This is a genomic window from Lysobacter sp. GX 14042, from assembly GCF_021390425.1.
Taxonomy (GTDB): domain Bacteria; phylum Pseudomonadota; class Gammaproteobacteria; order Xanthomonadales; family Xanthomonadaceae; genus Novilysobacter.
The window spans coordinates 373090-389397 of record NZ_JAJUWY010000001.1 but is presented as its reverse complement, the minus strand read 5'-3'; the positions used below and the strand labels follow the sequence as shown (position 1 = coordinate 389397).

At 67.2% G+C, this 16308-nt stretch carries 20 protein-coding genes and 2 tRNA genes; 7 read left to right on the top strand and 15 right to left on the bottom strand.

The window, feature by feature from the left end:
• Nucleotides 1–41 precede the first annotated feature (41 nt).
• The 4 genes from LY625_RS01800 (at nt 42) to LY625_RS01785 (ending at nt 1641) form a co-directional block, all read left to right on the top strand.
• Nucleotides 42–863 (top strand): pyruvate, water dikinase regulatory protein, encoded by an 822-nt coding sequence (locus tag LY625_RS01800; protein ID WP_233737287.1) that lies wholly within the window; start codon nt 42–44, stop codon nt 861–863.
• A 17-nt stretch (nt 864–880) separates the two neighbouring features.
• Nucleotides 881–1381, top strand: a complete 501-nt coding sequence (locus tag LY625_RS01795; RefSeq protein ID WP_233737286.1) for a DUF1249 domain-containing protein — start codon at nt 881–883, stop codon at nt 1379–1381.
• Between the two features lie 44 nt (nt 1382–1425).
• Nucleotides 1426–1501: transfer RNA gene (locus LY625_RS01790), tRNA-Ala, on the top strand.
• Nucleotides 1502–1565: 64 nt separating this feature from the next.
• Nucleotides 1566–1641: transfer RNA gene (locus tag LY625_RS01785), tRNA-Glu, on the top strand.
• Between the two features lie 118 nt (nt 1642–1759).
• Here the strand turns inward: LY625_RS01785 and LY625_RS01780 are convergent.
• From LY625_RS01780 to LY625_RS01770, 3 genes are all read right to left on the bottom strand, one after another.
• Complete coding sequence (locus LY625_RS01780; RefSeq protein WP_233737285.1) at nt 1760–4255, bottom strand: membrane-bound PQQ-dependent dehydrogenase, glucose/quinate/shikimate family; 2496 nt, start codon at nt 4253–4255, stop codon at nt 1760–1762.
• A gap of 78 nt (nt 4256–4333) precedes the next feature.
• Nucleotides 4334–5614: a carbohydrate porin gene (locus tag LY625_RS01775; protein ID WP_233737284.1), complete on the bottom strand. Its 1281-nt coding sequence runs from the start codon at nt 5612–5614 to the stop codon at nt 4334–4336.
• A 178-nt stretch (nt 5615–5792) separates the two neighbouring features.
• Complete coding sequence (locus LY625_RS01770; RefSeq protein WP_233737559.1) at nt 5793–6299, bottom strand: DUF411 domain-containing protein; 507 nt, start codon at nt 6297–6299, stop codon at nt 5793–5795.
• A 377-nt stretch (nt 6300–6676) separates the two neighbouring features.
• Here LY625_RS01770 and LY625_RS01765 point away from each other — a divergent pair, with 377 nt between their 5' ends.
• On the top strand, nt 6677–6892 hold the full coding sequence (locus tag LY625_RS01765; protein ID WP_233737283.1) for a hypothetical protein: 216 nt from the start codon (nt 6677–6679) through the stop codon (nt 6890–6892).
• On the opposite strand, the gene LY625_RS01760 is transcribed toward LY625_RS01765, so the two are convergent.
• The 12 genes from LY625_RS01760 to LY625_RS01710 all read right to left on the bottom strand — a co-directional run bounded on the left by LY625_RS01760 (nt 6893) and on the right by LY625_RS01710 (nt 14507).
• Nucleotides 6893–7288 carry a hypothetical protein gene (locus LY625_RS01760; RefSeq protein WP_233737282.1) on the bottom strand — a complete coding sequence of 132 codons (396 nt, stop codon included), beginning with the start codon at nt 7286–7288 and terminating at the stop codon, nt 6893–6895. It abuts the gene before it with no gap.
• A 284-nt stretch (nt 7289–7572) separates the two neighbouring features.
• On the bottom strand, nt 7573–7731 hold the full coding sequence (locus LY625_RS01755; protein WP_233737281.1) for a hypothetical protein: 159 nt from the start codon (nt 7729–7731) through the stop codon (nt 7573–7575).
• Nucleotides 7728–8888 carry a zonular occludens toxin domain-containing protein gene (locus tag LY625_RS01750; RefSeq protein WP_233737280.1) on the bottom strand — a complete coding sequence of 387 codons (1161 nt, stop codon included), beginning with the start codon at nt 8886–8888 and terminating at the stop codon, nt 7728–7730. Before LY625_RS01750 ends, LY625_RS01755 begins: the two co-directional genes overlap by 4 nt.
• Nucleotides 8885–9151, bottom strand: a complete 267-nt coding sequence (locus LY625_RS01745; RefSeq protein WP_233737279.1) for a DUF2523 family protein — start codon at nt 9149–9151, stop codon at nt 8885–8887. The genes LY625_RS01750 and LY625_RS01745 overlap by 4 nt, the downstream gene beginning before the upstream one ends.
• A gap of 42 nt (nt 9152–9193) precedes the next feature.
• A complete protein-coding gene (locus LY625_RS01740) occupies nt 9194–10441 on the bottom strand; it encodes a hypothetical protein (protein WP_233737278.1) in 1248 nt (415 codons plus the stop codon).
• A 488-nt stretch (nt 10442–10929) separates the two neighbouring features.
• The gene (locus tag LY625_RS01735; RefSeq protein WP_233737277.1) at nt 10930–11181 is read right to left on the bottom strand and encodes a hypothetical protein; all 252 of its coding nucleotides are present in this window, start codon (nt 11179–11181) and stop codon (nt 10930–10932) included.
• A complete protein-coding gene (locus LY625_RS01730; protein WP_233737276.1) occupies nt 11174–11377 on the bottom strand; it encodes a hypothetical protein in 204 nt (67 codons plus the stop codon). Before LY625_RS01730 ends, LY625_RS01735 begins: the two co-directional genes overlap by 8 nt.
• 146 nt (nt 11378–11523) lie before the next feature.
• Nucleotides 11524–12870 (bottom strand): replication initiation factor domain-containing protein, encoded by a 1347-nt coding sequence (locus tag LY625_RS01725; protein WP_233737275.1) that lies wholly within the window; start codon nt 12868–12870, stop codon nt 11524–11526.
• Between the two features lie 146 nt (nt 12871–13016).
• Nucleotides 13017–13217, bottom strand: a complete 201-nt coding sequence (locus tag LY625_RS01720; RefSeq protein ID WP_233737274.1) for a hypothetical protein — start codon at nt 13215–13217, stop codon at nt 13017–13019.
• A gap of 410 nt (nt 13218–13627) precedes the next feature.
• Nucleotides 13628–13750 (bottom strand): hypothetical protein, encoded by a 123-nt coding sequence (locus tag LY625_RS13335; RefSeq protein ID WP_255703231.1) that lies wholly within the window; start codon nt 13748–13750, stop codon nt 13628–13630.
• Nucleotides 13747–14331 carry a hypothetical protein gene (locus LY625_RS01715; RefSeq protein ID WP_233737273.1) on the bottom strand — a complete coding sequence of 195 codons (585 nt, stop codon included), beginning with the start codon at nt 14329–14331 and terminating at the stop codon, nt 13747–13749. The genes LY625_RS13335 and LY625_RS01715 overlap by 4 nt, the downstream gene beginning before the upstream one ends.
• Entirely contained in the window at nt 14328–14507 is a 180-nt protein-coding gene (locus tag LY625_RS01710) for a hypothetical protein (RefSeq protein WP_233737272.1), read from the bottom strand. Before LY625_RS01710 ends, LY625_RS01715 begins: the two co-directional genes overlap by 4 nt.
• A gap of 140 nt (nt 14508–14647) precedes the next feature.
• Here LY625_RS01710 and LY625_RS01705 point away from each other — a divergent pair, with 140 nt between their 5' ends.
• Both LY625_RS01705 and LY625_RS01700 read left to right on the top strand, forming a co-directional pair.
• Nucleotides 14648–15046 (top strand): helix-turn-helix domain-containing protein, encoded by a 399-nt coding sequence (locus LY625_RS01705; RefSeq protein WP_233737271.1) that lies wholly within the window; start codon nt 14648–14650, stop codon nt 15044–15046.
• 566 nt (nt 15047–15612) lie between these two features.
• On the top strand, nt 15613–16197 hold the full coding sequence (locus LY625_RS01700) for a DNA-3-methyladenine glycosylase (protein WP_233737270.1): 585 nt from the start codon (nt 15613–15615) through the stop codon (nt 16195–16197).
• The last annotated feature ends 111 nt before the right edge of the window (nt 16198–16308 follow it).

Here is a 16308-nt window from a genome sequence, read left to right as displayed (position 1 = left end):
CGCGGGTTTTCCTTTGGGCAGGCAGCAGCGGGGCAGGTACAATGAGCCAGACACGGCCGGTTTTCTACGTATCCGACGGCACCGGCATCACGGCCGAGACCATCGGCCATAGCCTGCTCACCCAGTTCAGCGATACCACCTTCATCGGCGAGCGGATCGCCTTCGTCGACAACGTCGAACGCGCGGCGGCGGCGGCGCGGCGGATCCGCGAGTCGGGTGAGCTGCACGGCGTGCGCCCCCTGGTGATCAATTCCTGCATGGACAGCCGGATCACCGAGGCGCTCGCCGAGAGCGGGGCGCTGGTGCTGGATGTGTTCGCACCCTTCATCGAGCCGCTGGAACGCGAGCTGGGCCAGGCCCGCCAGCGCCATGTCGGGCGCGCGCACGCGATCGTCGATTTCGACACCTACCACCGGCGCATCAACGCGATGAACTACGCGCTGACCCACGACGACGGAATGGCGGTGGACTACTCGGACGCCGACGTGGTGCTGGTGGCGGTCTCGCGCGCCGGCAAGACCCCCACCTGCGTCTTCATGGCGTTGCACTACGGCGTCAGGGCGGCCAACTACCCGCTGACCGAAGAGGACCTGGAGCACGACCGCCTCCCGGCACGCCTGCGACCGCACCGGCACAAGCTGTTCGGCCTGACCATCGACCCCGAGCGGCTGGCCGAGATCCGCGAGGAGCGCCGGCCCGGCTCGCGCTACGCCAGGCTGGAGACCTGCCGGCACGAGGTCGCCGCCGCCGAGGCGCTGTTCCGCGCCGAGCGGATCCCCACCCTGAGCACGACCCACACCTCGATCGAGGAGATCTCGAGCAAGGTGATGTCGACGCTGGGAATCCGCCGCGAGATGTTCTAGCCGTGTAGCATCACGGCATGACGGCTTCCGCAACACGCCCGCAGCGACCCCGGTTCCCGGCACTGAGCCGCTTTGGCTGGCTGATGGCGCTCTATACCGAGAACCACGCCCGCATGGCGGGGCTGTTCGCGCCGGGTGGGCTGGAGCAGGGCAGCTACGTGTCGAGCGTCGGCGACGGGCTGGACGTGTGCCTCGAGGTGATCGAGCAACACCGCTACACCACCGAGCTGCGCCTGACCTATGCCATGACCGACCCGCTCACCGGGCAACCGGACCCGTCGGCTTTCCTGCGCCAGTACCACGATGCGCGCCAGCTGGAGGCGACCCACTGCTACATCGGCCGCCGCTGGCAGGATGTGTTGGGGATGTACCCGCCGCCGGCGGAACTGGTCGGACACCGGCTGAAAATGAACACTTTTCTCGGGAAGTGGCTACAATACCTGGCCGAGCGGGGCCACGGTGTCGCGACACTGAGGCACGACCGGGAAGCTTCAAAAAAGTTGCAGAAAACAGCTTGACGGACCGCGGACTCGTCCTTAAGCTTGTCGACTTTCCAGCACGTGGGGCCATAGCTCAGCTGGGAGAGCGCTACAATGGCATTGTAGAGGTCGGCGGTTCGATCCCGCCTGGCTCCACCACTTCAAAGGTTCTTCGTTACCCGACTGAGTGAAAGCAGTCGAGCTAGGTGCGGAAAACCACTGCGTCCCCATCGTCTAGAGGCCTAGGACACAACCCTTTCACGGTTGCGACCGGGGTTCGAATCCCCGTGGGGACGCCACTTCAAAGCAAGCACCAGGGGCTGCCGGAAGGCGGCCCTTGGTGTTTTTGCGGCAGGTGTTCCAAGGGGCGCATACCGTGGGCCGCGGCAGGTCGGCTGCCCACGAACAGGCGGCGCGCTACCGGGCCTCCGGCAGCGCGTACGCGATCACGTAATCTCCCGTCTTGGTCCCGGTCGAGCCGTGCCCGCCGGCGATCACCAGCAGGTACTGGCGTCCATCCGTGCCCAGGTAGGTCATTGGCGTCGCCTGGCCGCCGGCGGGCAGGCGATCGCGCCAGAGCTCCTCGCCGGTGGTGACGTCGTAGCCGCGGATGTAGTAGTCCATCGAACCGGAGTAGAACGCGACGCCGCCTCCGGTCATCATGGGCCCGCCAATGCCGGGTACACCCATCCGGAATGGCAGCGGGAGCGGGGACAGGTCGCGCACGGTGCCGTTGCGGTGCTGCCAGGACACCTCCCCGGTGGTCAGGTCGGCCGCGGCCACGTAGCCCCAGGGCGGCTGGTGGCATGGAATCCCCAGCGGCGAGAGGAACGGCCCCATTTCGGCGGCGAACGGGGCTCCGAAGTTCTCGTTGAGATTGGGGAGGGCACCGTGCTGCGGCGCGTCCTCGGGCTGGACGTACAGAGTGGTTTCATCCTCGCGCGGTATCAGCCTGGAGGTGAAGGCGAGATAGGTCGGCGTGGCGAACACCACCTGGCGCACCGGATCCACCGCTACACCGCCCCAGTTGAACACACCGAAGTTGCCCGGGTAGATCACCGAACCCTGTAACGAGGGAGGGGTGAAGCGACCCTCGTAGCGCATCCGGCGCAGCGCGATCCGGCAGGCCATCTGGTCGATCAGGGTGGCACCCCACATGTCTGCCCCGGTCAGCCGTGGCGGGTTGAACGACAGTGCCGACAACGGTTGTGAGGGTGCGGTGTGGTCGCCTTTGACGGCGCCTTGCGGCGCCGGTGTTTCGGTCACGGGGAGCACCGGCTCGCCGGTACGGCGGTCAAGGACGAACAGCTCGCCCTGCTTGGTCGGCTGCACCAGCGCCGGCACCCGGCGACCGTCGATCGTCAGGTCGACGAGGCTCGGCTGTGCCGGAACGTCGTAGTCCCAGAGGTCGTGATGAACGGTCTGGAATACCCAGCGTACCTGGCCGGTCGCGATATCGAGCGCGACCACGCTGCTGGAGTACCGTTCCACCTCGGCGGTGCGCTCGCCGCCCCACTGGTCGGGCGGCTGGTTGCCCATCGGCACGTAGACCAGGCCAAGGTCTTCATCAAGGCTCGAAATCGACCAGCTGTTGGGCGAGTTGGGGGTGTAGGTCCGGCCGGGGCCGAGTGGGGCGGTATCCTCCGGGTTGCCCGAGTCCCAGTTCCAGACCAGCTCGCCGGTGTCCAGGTCGAATGCGCGGATCACGCCCGACGCCTCTTCGGTGGAAACGTTGTCGAGGACGGTGCCGCCGACGATCACCAGCGAGCGCGTCACCACCACGGGCGAGGTCGAGTAGTACGAGCCTGGTTGGACGTTCGGCATGTTCTGCCACAGGTCGATCTGGCCGGTGCCGTTGCCGAAGCGTTCGCATACGTGGCCGTCTTCTGGACTCAACGCGATCAGGCGGCCATCGGCAGTGGGCATGAACAGGCGTGCGCCACAGGAGTCGGTGCTTGGCAACTCCGCCGTGGCGATGGGAGCGCCAGAGGAGGTGCGTGCCGCGGGGGAGGGCGCTGCGCCGCCGGTGGCGGCCATGGCAGCGGTCGCGGCCTCTTCCGGGATGTCGGCTGCGGCCGGCCCGGGGGAGTAGGAGAGCCCGCGACAGGTCAGGTGCTGGAGCGCAAGATCGCCCTGGATCTCCGGATCGACCCGCCAGAGCTCTTCGCCGCTTGTCGCGTCCAGTGCGATCACCTGCTGGTGCGGAGTGCACAGGAACAGGCGATCGCCGATCTTGAGTGGAGTGACCTCGAACGTGGTTTCCACCGGATCCCCGGGTTGCCCACGGACGTCACCGGTGCGGAAGGTCCAGGCGACGTCGAGTTGCCCGAGGTTGTCGGGGGTGATCTGGCCCAGGGGCGAGTAGCGCTGGCCGTAGGGAGTACGGCCGTAGGCGTGCCATTCGCCCGGCGGCACGTCGTCTTCCAGCATGGCCGGATCGGTGCGCGCGCCCGGTGCCTCGCCCTGGATGCGGTGGCGGTCGCCGGTCCACGAGCCGATCGAAGCCACCAGCACCAGGGCAAGCATTGCGGCGAGGGCGATGCCGGGGCCGCGGGTGCGGGACACCGCTGCGCCCGTCGGCAAAAGCGCACGCCGTACCCAAGGCAGCAGTAGCCAGATCCCGAGCACGAAAGGCATGCCCAGCCTGGTCGCGAGCGGCCACCAGTCCAGCCCGGCCTCCCACAGCCCCCAGGCCAGCGTGGCGAGCAACAACAACGCATACACCGAAAGAGCCGCGCCGCGGCGCATCCACAGCAACGCGGCGACCACGAGGAACCCCACGCCTGCCAACAGGTAGAACCAGGAGCCACCCAGGCCGGCGAGCCACGCGCCGCCGCCGGCGAGGACCAGGCCGATGAGCAGGAACACGATGCCGGTGATCGCCGGCGCGCGTGGCGGGGTGCGTGGGTTCATGGGAGCTTCCAGATGCTGGAGACGTCGGCGACCATCCGACAGTGCGCGTGGTGGCCATGTGCATGGCGGGCGAAAGGCTTAGAAGACCATGCTGCTCTTCAGTCCCACCACGAACGCGTCGCGGTGCTCGCTGGTCGCGCCGGGCCTGACCACGTACTGCAGGTTCGGCCGGATGGTGAGCGCCGATATCGGGCGCCACGCATAGATCAGTTCGGCGGCATATTCGTTGCCGTGCAGCACCGGCGAGGCGTCATCCGGATGCAGTCGGTTGTAGAGGCGCTGGTGGCGGGCGGCACGCGGGTTGGCATGGGTGGCGCCGACGGCGAAACCCAGCATGTCCGCCTCGCGCCCGAACGGACCGCGGTACTGCACGCCGAGCGAGATCTGCCGGTCGGTCGCGGCGGTGGCGCGGTCGGCCTGGGTGATGTTGAGGAACGCACGGGCACCCGTGCCCCCGGGTACGCCGCCGAGCTGCTGCTCGAAATTGAGGTAAGCGCCGTGTCGCGCCCCGCGCTGCAGCGGCTCGCCGCCGGTGATCGCGAGCGGGCGGCGATCACCGTCCAGCAGCAGGTCGTCGCCACCGGAGGTGTCGTACCAGGCGCCGAGCTTGTAGCTGCCGGGCAGCCCGTGGCGTTGCGGTGTCCAGCCGAACTCCAGCGGGATCAGCGCCCCCGTGGTGCCTCCAGGAAAATCCAGTTTCCAGCCGTTGCGCCGCGCGTAGGCGTCGTCGATGTAGCGCGGGTTGACCTGGTAGGCGCCGAGTTGAAGGTAAGTCTGCGGTGTCGCGTGCAGCTTCAAGCGCGTGCCCCACTGGCTGGTCGGCCAGTTCACCCAGTAATCGCCGACGATGTTGCCGGGCTGGGAGCCGCAGAAGGTGAGATTCTGGAAATCGCAGGAAAAGCTGGCGAAGTCGTCGCCGACCGTCAAGCGGCCGATCCGCCACTCCAGCCGACCCTCGAGGAACGCCTGTTCCAGGGCGAAGGTGGTCAGGTGCCAGGTCTGCCCGCGGCCATGGATTTCCTGCACCTGCTGGTTGGTGCCGAGCCCCGCATCGACGCTCAGGTTGTCGCCACTGCGATGGGTCATCACCGCCTGGAAGCTCGCGCCCTCCCAGCCCCACAGCTGCTCAAGGTCCAGGGTGGTGCCGAATTGCCACTGGTCGGCGTACCGCGTCATGTCCCGGCTGCCGCCACTCAGGTTGCGGGCGAGCTCACTGTCGTAGCCGATGTCGAAGGTGATGCCGCGCCCGGCCAACCGGCTGCGGGCGCCGCCCCAATCGCCAGTGAGGTGCTCGCCTGCCTCTTCGGCGAGCACGTGCGTTGCGGGAAGGCCCGCCAGGAAGGCGAGCAGGGCCGCCATGCTGCGGCTGCAACGCCGCCGGACTCCTGCAGCGCGGTCGTGCGAGTTCATTGGCTTCTCCGGGTGCCTGGGCACCGGCGCTCCATCCGGGAGTCGTCCGGTGGTGGAGAAGCATGTTCCCGCTGTGGCGTGACGTGGCTGTCGATTGCCGGCGTTGCCGGATGCCGCGTCGCCGCGCTTACCGTTCGCCGTGCTGCGCGAACGTGGAGGTGCCGCCGTCACCGGACACCAGCTCCACGACATACGGCTGCACGGCTCCGCCGGGCACTTCCATCCCCGGCGAGCCGATCGGCATGCCGGGCACCGCAAGACCCCGCGCATCGGGGCGCTCGGCCAGCAGCCGCTTGACGTCGGCAGCCGGTACGTGGCCCTCGATGAAGTAGCCGTCGACCTCGGCGGTGTGGCAGGAGGCCTTGTCGACCGGCACGCCCGCGCGCTGCTTGATCAGCCCCATGTCATCGGCAAGGCGGGTTTCGACGCGGAAACCCGCCTCCTGCATGTGCTCGGCCCACTTGCCGCAACAGCCGCAGGTCGGACTCTTGTGCATCACCACCAGGGGCCGCGTGCTTGCGGAGTCCGCCGTGGCGTCGTGGCTGGCGCCGTGAGCGGAAACACCGCCGGAGGGCAGCGCCGCCTGGGCGCACGCGGTGCTCATTACGGCAAGCCCGAGGAAGGCGGCGGCCATGGAGTTGTACAGGGCGGGACGGGCACTGGACGGGTTCACGTGCTGGATCCTCACGGTGCGACGTGGAGTCGTGTGACGGCGGATGATAGCCAGCAGGTCCGTTGGGCGTACTGACCGGGATCAATGTCAGGAGAAATAGTTCATGCAGGAGCACCCGGAGGCGAGCGTGGAGGCGCCGGGGTGGCGATAGCCACGTGTCAGCACCACCGGCGAAAACCAACCCCATCATCAGAGATCGGAAAACCTCCTGTGGGACAAGGTTGTGGGGCCTAAGCTGCTGCGATCACCTGGCTATGAACATAATATGCATTATGCGAACTTACGCAGGGCGTTGACCCGTGCCGTGGCTCGATGGTTCGCCGCCTGGAGCCGCCCCAATGGAGCGTCCCCCGTGCTGGCGTGAGGGCCAGCCCTGCCCGAACCACTGCGCAGCCGCGTACCACAACCGCACCGTCTACAACGTCACGCCGCTTCACGGCCCGTGGAGCGGCTGGCGAATGGCCGGCCAGCGGCTGGTGTCGCCCAACCGCGAGTGGATCGCCCCGCACCTGCTGGACCGGTGGCTGTACCGGCATGCGCGGGTCTACCGGTAGCTACTTGCAGGCGTTGCGCACGGTGTTGCCCAGCGACTGCCGGGCCTCATACCCCATCTTCGGATTGTTCCGGTACGCCTGATCCCGGTACGCCCGCGCTGTAGCGCAGGCGCTGTCGGTGCGCTGCCTGATGACCGCAGCCGTGCCGCCCGACTGTGCCCCCTGCTGCTGGACAGGCCGGTACAGGTTGCGTTGACGGATGGCGTCTTCCTGCGCGCGCGTCAGGCGCTCGGGCCGGTAGTTGGTTGCAGCTTCAACCGTCTGATCCGGGCCGCACGGGTGCGATTGGAGAGCGAGGCTCCCATCGTCGCCCTTGCAACGGTAGACGGTGCCGGTCTGCGCAAGCGCGGAGCCGGCGAACAGCAGCAGCGCGGCGGCCGTGATGATGCGGTGCATTGGTTATCCCCCCTACGGATAGCGGGAGAGTAGCAAAAGCGGTTTTGCAGTGAGCCGGTGCGGGCTGTTCGCCTGCGTGCGACCCCGGCGGGATCACCGCCAGCGGGACCGGCGCGGGCAGGATCAAGAGCGGGTTTCCGTGGCCTGGGCTGCGCGGGTTTCCGGGCATCGCACCCACAAACAGTGAACCGGTGTTGCGCACATGGAACAGCCGAAATGGTGCGGTGCAGCTTGACTTTTCTGTAGACGGTGCTGCAGCTAGATATCCTGTCTTTCTGTGTTTGTCAAGTGTTTTCCGATGTTCTATTCCTGAAACGCTCGGCGGCCGCCTGGAGACCGAAACCGGTTCCGGTGCCAATCAGGAACGCCCACAGGATGACCGACTTCGGGCCGAAGGCGAACAGCGCCTTGGCAAGCCACACGTCGACGGCGTAGGGGATCACGGGCCGGGGTTCGCTCTTACGCCCAACTCACCATAGCCGTTGACCTGGGCAGATCGCAGGGCGACGGCGACGGGCGCGGACACAGGGCGTGCCGGCTCGGCTGGCTGTGGCGCGGTGCCCCGGTTGTGGTCCGGGTTGCGGTACGGGTTATACGGCTCACCCCAGCGCGCCAGCATCCGCGCTTCGGCCTCGGTGACCACGTGGCGGGTGCCCTGCTCGGTCACGCACAGCTGGCCGCCGTCGACCCACTCCCCGGCCGCGTCCTGACCCCGGCCCGCGTCCATGCAGAAGATGCGCGGCTCGGCGATCACCGGGCGGTCATCGTAGGCGGGTGCGGACCACGGCAGGGAGCCGACGCGGGGTTGAAGGTTGGCGAAGTAGTCGCGGACGGCCTCGGGTTCGTGCTTGTCAGCCGCCGTGCGCTGCATGCTCGCCGGTCTCTCCACCGGGCCGCGCGCCTCGCGGCGCTCGGCCGGTGGAGAGACCGGCTGCGCTTTCGCATCACCACCACCGAAAAAGCCGAGGAACTTCCAGCCGACCCCGAGCACCAGAACGCCGGTCAAGGCGGCGAGGACCAAGCCGCGTTTCATGCGCGCCGACATAGTCCGTTTGACCGTGTGTACCTGGGCGCTTTCGTACAGCGGGAACAACTCCGGCGGGTAGTCCCACGTTTCGGAGTCATAGCGCGCCCTCGCCCGCTCGCTCCGGACGTTGTCCATCACTTCGTTGTGCCGCCAGATCTTCGCGGCCGGCTTGCCGTTGACGCGCAGGAGGTGTTCATGCTTGCCGACCAGCCCGCGTAGATGGGTGTCCAGGTAGTCGGGTTGCTGCGTCGTCAGCAGCAGGCGCACGCCCTTGTGGCGGATTGTTTCCATCGCCGTCAGGTATGGCGGCACTTCCCCGCCACGGCGGGCGCGGAAAAACTGCTGAGCTTCATCGACTACCAACACGGAGCCGGCCGGAATTTCTTCCCACTGGCGCGGGTCTTCGAAGCTGATATGCGGCAGCTTCAAGCCGTTGAGATTGGAGACGAACACCACCTCGCCTTTGTCGATGGCGTCCTTGATCCATGCGACTGTGCGCAGGGTCTTTCCCGACCCCGGCAGGCCGGTCAGCAGGGTGATGCTGGCTTCGTCGGTCAGTGCCTTGACGCTCATTCACGCTTCCCCAATACGACATTGCGCGCCGCCGCGATCAGGTACGCGCTGGCGAGAATCGAAATCACCTTGTCCAGCCCGAGGGCGGATATCCAGACGAGGACTTCCGCCGGCAGCGTCGAGACCGCTTGCTTAAGCTGGTTCAAGACCGGCTCGACCACGTACTGATAGGTCACGAACGCGAGTCCCAAGGTGCCGAGAATGCGGGCGACGATGGCCGCGCCGTGGGCGATCAGCACCCAACGAACGGCGGTGGCGATCAAGGCCCCGACCCCACCGACCGCAAGCAAAGGCAATGCCATGACTTATCTACCCATCACGATTCGGACACCCCAGACCATCGCGATTGCCTGAAAGAGCAGCGACAGCCAACGCAACAGCTGGCAGAACTGGGGCGGCGGCGTCCAGGTGGCACCGCCCGCCCATGACGGCAGGGTTGCAGAGATATCCGGGCACGACCCACCGCCGGCCACCCACCACCCGGTGTTAAAGCTGATGCCGGTTCCGTCGCCTTCCGCAAAGACGTTCGTCCCGAACTCGGCCTCGAGCGCGTCGGCCTCGCTGTCGAAGGTGGCCGCGTCGGACTGGCGCTCGCCCTTCCCTTCCTCGGCCCGCTTCTCCGCGCCGCAGATCGACGCACGCAGGGCGCGGAGCTGGTGGGCGTTGGCATTGTCGCCTTCGACCGTGTAATCGCTCTTGCAATCGCCTACGTCGCCGGTGACCTTCGCCGCGTTGCCGGCCTCGACTGCGCAGCGGGTAGCCCACGCCTGCGTGGCGACCATCCCGAGCATGGGATCACTGACCACCGGGGCGCGGTCGCAGTCCTCGCCGCCGTCGGCCGTGCCGTCGTCGCTGTTGCCGTCTTTCGGGCCGTCCGGACCCGGTTCCTTGTGCCCCGGCTCGCCGGGCTTCGGGACGCCGTCGTTGCCCCCGGCATTGGTGCCGTGGACCGTCTGGTAATTCTGAATCGTGGTGTTGATCGTGGTGTTGGTGGCGTTATTCGTCGTGCTGACGTTCACCGGCGGGCCTTTCGGCTCCAGCGCGTCACCGCTTGGCAGGTTGAGATTCGGCGGCGGGATCGGCTGGTCGCCGGCGTTGGCTACCTGGGCGATGTTTTCGTGCGCCTTCTGGCCGGTTTCGCCGGGCTTCCAGCAAATTTGCGCCCCGCTGGTCGCGCTCACACAGGTGGAGCCGTCGTTGCGCATGCAGCGGGTCATATCGCTGCCGGGAATGGACGTGCACTGCTCGCGGGGCGCCTTGGGTTCTTCCGCTGGCGGCGCGGGCGGCGCAGCGCGGCAGGTGCCGCCGCCGGTCCATTCGTATTCACCCGAATACAGGGTCTCCCCGCCGATCACGGTGGACGTGATGCCGGTCCCGGGCGGGATGGCGTACTCACAGCCGCCGAGGCACTTCGAACCATAGGGCCGCGTCTGCAAGCCAGACCCGAGGGACATGCTGCTATTGCGCTCGCGGCACTTCTGGTCCGTCAGGCATTGGCCGGGGTTGAGGGGGTCGGGCCAGGCGTCGGCGCCGCATTCGGTGGTGCAGGTCAACGAATCCGGGTCAAACGCTGATCCCGACGGGCATCCGCCGGTGAATCTCCAAGTCCGAATGTTGCCGGTGTCTCCCGCATTCCTCAAGAGCATATCGGTGTCCCACAGACCACCGATCACACACCGACCCGAACCCTCATAAAAACCCTGTCCCCACCGACAGTTATCAATTGCCTGTTGCAACGTGCACCGTTCAGACGATGATCCACACGCATGAGGCTGCGCACTTTGCGCTTCCGCCCTCCCGATACCCACGCACGCCAGCAGCGCAAGCACCAGCACGGTCACCACGCGGCGCACGGCAACGCGGGTCGCGTAGCGGGCGAGCCATGCGGGGCCGGTCATCGGGTCATCACCGCGCAGGTGACCCACGATGCGAGGCACCACCAGACGAGCATTACCAGACCTTCCACCGTGACCCCCTGAAAAGAAGTGGGGCCGACGCATCGCACGCGACGGCCGGCCCCGGTGTTGCACCACCGGCCGGATTAGCCGCCGCGCTTGAGGATGCCCATCGAACGCAGGGTCCAGACGCCGAGGATCAGGGCGCCCACGATGCCCACCGCAATACCGGTGTTCTCGGTGATCTTCGCGGTGATCGCGGCCGGGTCAAAGGCGGAGTCCTGGGCGAACGCGAACGGGGCGGCCGAGGCGGCCAGACCGCCCGCGGCGTACGCCTTGGCCTTGGTGCTGTTGACGAACGAGGAAGCGCGGTCGCGCAGGTGTGCGTACTTAGTCATCGTTGTTGCTCCTATTTGGTAGAAGAAGGCTCATTGCCGCGATCAACGCCAAACTGCCGAAGATCGCTCCCCCTACGGTTTGAGCCTGTTCAACCGTAGGCAGCCAGTCCGGGGCGGACTGCTGTTCGATCCACGCCGCGCCCTCGCATGCCTGCGTGGTGTCGTTCCATTCGAGGCAGACGTACTGGCGCGGCATGGGGTTATGCCTTGGCCGCCGTGGCGGCAACGACCGGGGCGAGCTTCAACCGGCGACCGTCGATGGCGAGGCGGCCGAAATCGCCGACGGTCAGCGCCGGCGTCAGGTCGACCTCATACAGACCGGCGCGGTAGGCCGGCTGGGTTTCATCCAGCGAAAGCCGGACTTTCTCGGGAAACTTCGACCCGAGGTAAAACCAACATTCCTGCTCGCGAATCGTGTAGGGCTTGCCCTTCGCGCTCACGCCTGACCGCTCGTCCACGAAGTCGGATTCCACTTCCGCCCGAAGAATCATCTTGCTCATTGCACTTATCCCACGCCCTTTCGAATGACGGGAGCGATGCAGCGGGCGCATGCCTGCATTGCTCCAACAGCGCACCACCCACCCGTGCGGATACGTCCGCCCTGGTGTCGGCAATTCCACGGAGCCGGCGCGGCACGGCGTCTTCCTCGCGCCGTACCAGCTCCACAAACAGTTCAGGCCCAATCGCATCGGCCGCAAGGCCGATGGCGGCTCCGCACGTGGTCTTGATCCACTTCGCCGTGCGCGCGGCGGAGATTTCCGCCTCGCGCTGGGTGCGGTGCGCGCCGGTACCGTCGCTGCACACCGGCAGGTGGCCGAGGTCCGGGTACCGCGCAAGCAGCGCACCGGGCGCGCGGAGGTTGTCGGTGGAGAGGTCGAACGCGGACCCCATCCACTGGATTTCATATCGAGTCCAAGGCGACTCCGGGTCACCCAGCTGCTGACCCTTGCTATAGACGCGCAGGAGCCGGGTTTTCCGGTCGCCGAGGTAGAAGGTCGACCCCTTGCCGGAACCGAGGTCGTCAACCAGCTGGACAGACGCGGACCGCGTGCCCCGTTCGGGCTGGAAGCCGCCGTCCGCATACTTCGTGGCCGCATCGCGCGGGGTGCCGAAGCGGCCGGAGAAGTCGTCCCATGCCGAATCAATGCGGCTGATACGCACGTCGAAGCCGTCGAGGGCGTCGGCGAGCTTGTGCATGTCCAGGCGACGGCAGGCCTGCCCGGTCAGGATCACGTGTACGGTGTCGCGGTTGCCGCCGACAGCGATGGAGCCGCAGTTCTCGCCGAGATGCGTTCTGATCTTTGCGTGATCGCTGTAGCCGTTGAGGCCCTTGCCACACAGTTCGTCAACCATGAGCGCGGGGCCTACCGCTTCAATCATGGTCCGGGCGAGCAGGTACAGGCCGAGTTCGACACGGCGACCGGTCAGGGTCTTCATCGCCGCATGGCCGGTGCAGTCGACGGGCAGCGGTTCGGGCAGATCGGCCCACAGGGCCGCCGCACGCACCCGGTCGCGGTCAGAGGTCCAGGTATCGTCCGCAATGCCCCACAGGGCCGCGCGGAGCGTTTCCAGCCCGTCCGGGGCATCCGCGTGGCGCGGGACCCGGGATAGAAGCCGCTTCGCGCCCTTGATCGTGAAGGCGAGGTAGTCAACGAACGCCGGCGCGTCGGCTTCGCGGGGGTGAAGCATCCCCGTGTTACTACACGGGGGGCGCTCCGCGCCGTGGAACGCCAGAGCCGCCGCATACGAGCGCGCCGAAAGCTCGGGAACCCCGAGCCGCTGACCGTCCGTCGAATACGTCCCCATCCCGGTGGGGGGGGTTCTTGTTAACAGCGTCACTGCAGCGCCCTCGCGTCCACGGTCAGGCGCAGCAGCCATTCGGCGATGGCGAGGCGCAAGGCTTCGGGCGAGTCGGCGCGGAACTCATCGCGCAGCGACTCCCCACGGAAGAACAACTCGGCGACCCACTCCGGGCCGTCCTGGCACATGCGGAAGGCGAAGTCCGAGCCATCGCAGCGAACGAGATGGCCGGTCATCGGAACCACTCCCGGCGGGCGAGCAGCGCGCCGCAGTCGTAGCAGGCGAGAAGCTCGCGGACAGCGCGCAGCGTGCCGTCGCGGAACGACCGAAGGCGGGACCATGCGAGGCTCCCGCCGCACTGGTAGCAGCCTGCGTTGGCGTGGTGGGCGGTCACCGCATCAAGTCCCACAGCAACAGCACGCCGTAGGTCACAAGGAAGAACACCACGACCACCAAGACCTCCAGAAGCGCGTTCATCGCCGCCGGCTCCACGCGCCGAAGCCGAGCGCGAGGCCGAGCAGGACGCCGACGCCCACGCCGGCATGGAACTCGGCGTGGGTCGCGGACGCGGCTTCGTGGGCGAGGATCACGACGACAGCCCCTAACCCAAGTCGCACCACCCCGACGAGCCCCCGACGAAGAGGGCTCATCGCCGCCGGCTCCAGGCGGTAATGCCGAAGCCGAGCGCGAGGCCGAGCAGGACGCCGACGCCCACGCCGGCATGAAACGCGGCGAGGGTCGCGGAAACGGCTTCGTGGGCGAGGATCACGCGGCACCCCGCAGCGGCAAAGGCTGCTCCACCGCACCACCCCACTGGGTGGCCATCGCGTCGGCGATACCCTGGAAGGTGCGGCTACGCTCGCGCCAGCGATCGGGTCCCGGCGGCATCCGGTGAATGCGCTGCTCGCGACCTTCCACGATGTTGGTCGGCACCAGCGGCGGCAAACCGATAAGCCACAGGCACGTGGCCTTTGTCTCGCCGTGCCCGAACTGCCAAGGCTGGATGATCTGGTCAGGCTGGCGGATGCGCGACGAGATCACCGATACCGGATTCTCCAAAGCGATACGCGGGATAGGTGCAAGCAGCAGGCGGCGCACGAACTCCAGAGCCTCGGCCTGCTGCTGCTGCTTATCCTTGAACCAGCGCGCCCCACTGACCGCGAGATGGGTACAGGGCGGATGGAAAATAGCGAGGTCCCAACCGTCGCCGATCACGTCGAACACGTCGCCCTGGTAGTGCGGGCCGGGGCGCTCGGTGGGTAGCAGATCGCAGGACATTGCATCATGCCCGGCGCGCATCATCGCGTCGCGCACGATGCCGGAGGACTCGCAGCCGACCAGCACCCTCACGACTTCGCACCAACGAGAAAGAACACGGTGTCCGAGGCCGACTCCGCACGATCCGCGCACCGCGCCGCCTCGAGCAGATCGCCACGTGCCAACGCCTCGCGCTCCCACCCCATCCAGAGTTCACAGCTAGCCGCCAGCGTTGCGATGCAATCGCGGTCAAGATCGTCGAGTGCCATGCCCGTATCCCCTGCCCTATCGCCCTAGAAGGTGGCCGGCCCCTGATAGGGCGTCAGGGGGCGCGGCCGGGTGTTCAGAGCGTCTGAACACGGGCACATGTATAGTCCCCCTGAACGACACCCGTCAAGAGGGTCTAAACGTGGACAGACTGAACGAGTTAATAGACCAGGCGAAGATCGGCGCCAAAGCCAGCAGTGATGCGGCTTTCGCCAAGGCGCTTGGGGTGTCGCGAGCGAGCGTTTCCAACTGGCGGCATGGCCGCAACTACCCGGACACCGTGCAATGTGCGCGGATTTCCGAGCTATCCGGCGAGCCGCTACAGCGGGTCCTGGGGGTTGTCGGCGAGGCGCGCGCGCTCTCAGCTGACGAAAAAAAGGTGTGGCGAAGGCTTGCGGAAGTTGCGGTTATCGCGTGCGCGGTGATGCTTCCCGCCCTGCCCACGCAGGCCGCGACGGTGAATCTGAACGCCGGCCACGATATGCATTATGCGAAGTCAGGTTTGGGGCTCAATTCGCTTCATGAGTCTCTCGCCTTGTGACTCCATGGAGCATCACTTGGCGACCTCCCACCTACCCGCAGCTTTCCCGCACCCGGTCCCCCCCACTTCCCACGTGCGTTGTAGTCCATCTTCGGGTTCTTGCGGTAGGCCTTGTCGCGCGCGGCGCGCACGCGCTTGCAAGCGGCGTTGCCGCCGATGACTGCGCCTGCGCGTGAGGAGGTGCGGGTTGCAGGCTTTCCACCCCGTCTCGTGTCCGGCTGCTTCGGCCGAGCAACGTTGCGGCGCAGGTTGGCGGCGTCCTGCTCCGGCGTGACCCGCTCCGGAGTCGCGTCGTAGGCACGCTCATGTACCTGGCCCGGACCGCAGGGGTCCGACTGGAAGCTCAGCTGGCCGCTTGCGGCGTCCTTGCAGCGGTACACGAGGTTCTCACCCGCCGCCAGCGGCCCTGCGAGGACCAGGAGCGCGACGGCCATTGACGTTCTCTTGCGCATTTCCAACGCCTCCCTGTCGGATGGAGCGAGCGTATCAGCTGGTGCCGAAGTGTCCGTGGCCCACGCGCGGCGGTCTCGACACCGGATTGCACGCCAGCTGCTAGAACAGCCCGCATGGACCTGTTCGAAGGAAACGCCCTGCCCGGCAACTTCTACCGCCGCCCCGCGGACCTGCTCGCGCCCTTGCTGCTCAACAAGTTGCTGGCTACTGCCGACGGCCGCGTGGGCCGGATCGTGGAGGTCGAAGCCTACGCCGGCGACGATCCGGCCTCCCATGCATTCCGCGGTCGCACCGCCCGCAATGCCGCCATGTTCGGACCTGCCGGACATCTCTATGTGTATTTCACCTACGGCATGCATTGGTGCGCGAACGCGGTGTGCGGCCAGGAAGGCGAAGGCACTGCGGTGCTGTTGCGGGCGCTGGAGCCGCTGGCCGGCCAGGAGCGGATGAGGCAGGCGCGCCCGAGGGCGCGGAGCGAGCGCGACCTGTGCAGTGGCCCCGCCAAGCTGGCGCAGGCGCTGGGCATCACCGGAACCCTCGATGGGGTCGACCTGGCCAGTGGTGCGGTACGGATCCTTGGCGACGGCGTTCCGCCTCCTGGCGACCCCGTGGTGACGCCGCGCATCGGCATCACCAAAGCCACGGAGTTGCCGTGGCGCTGGTACGTGCCCGGGAATCCCCACGTCTCGCGTCCCTGACGTCGCCCTCTTTCCGGCGCTTCGCCCCGCACCCTGCCCTGCGTCGTCACGTCGTCGCGTCGTCGCGTCGTCGCGTCGTCGCGTCGCCAGGTGCCGCCATCTTGCCGATCA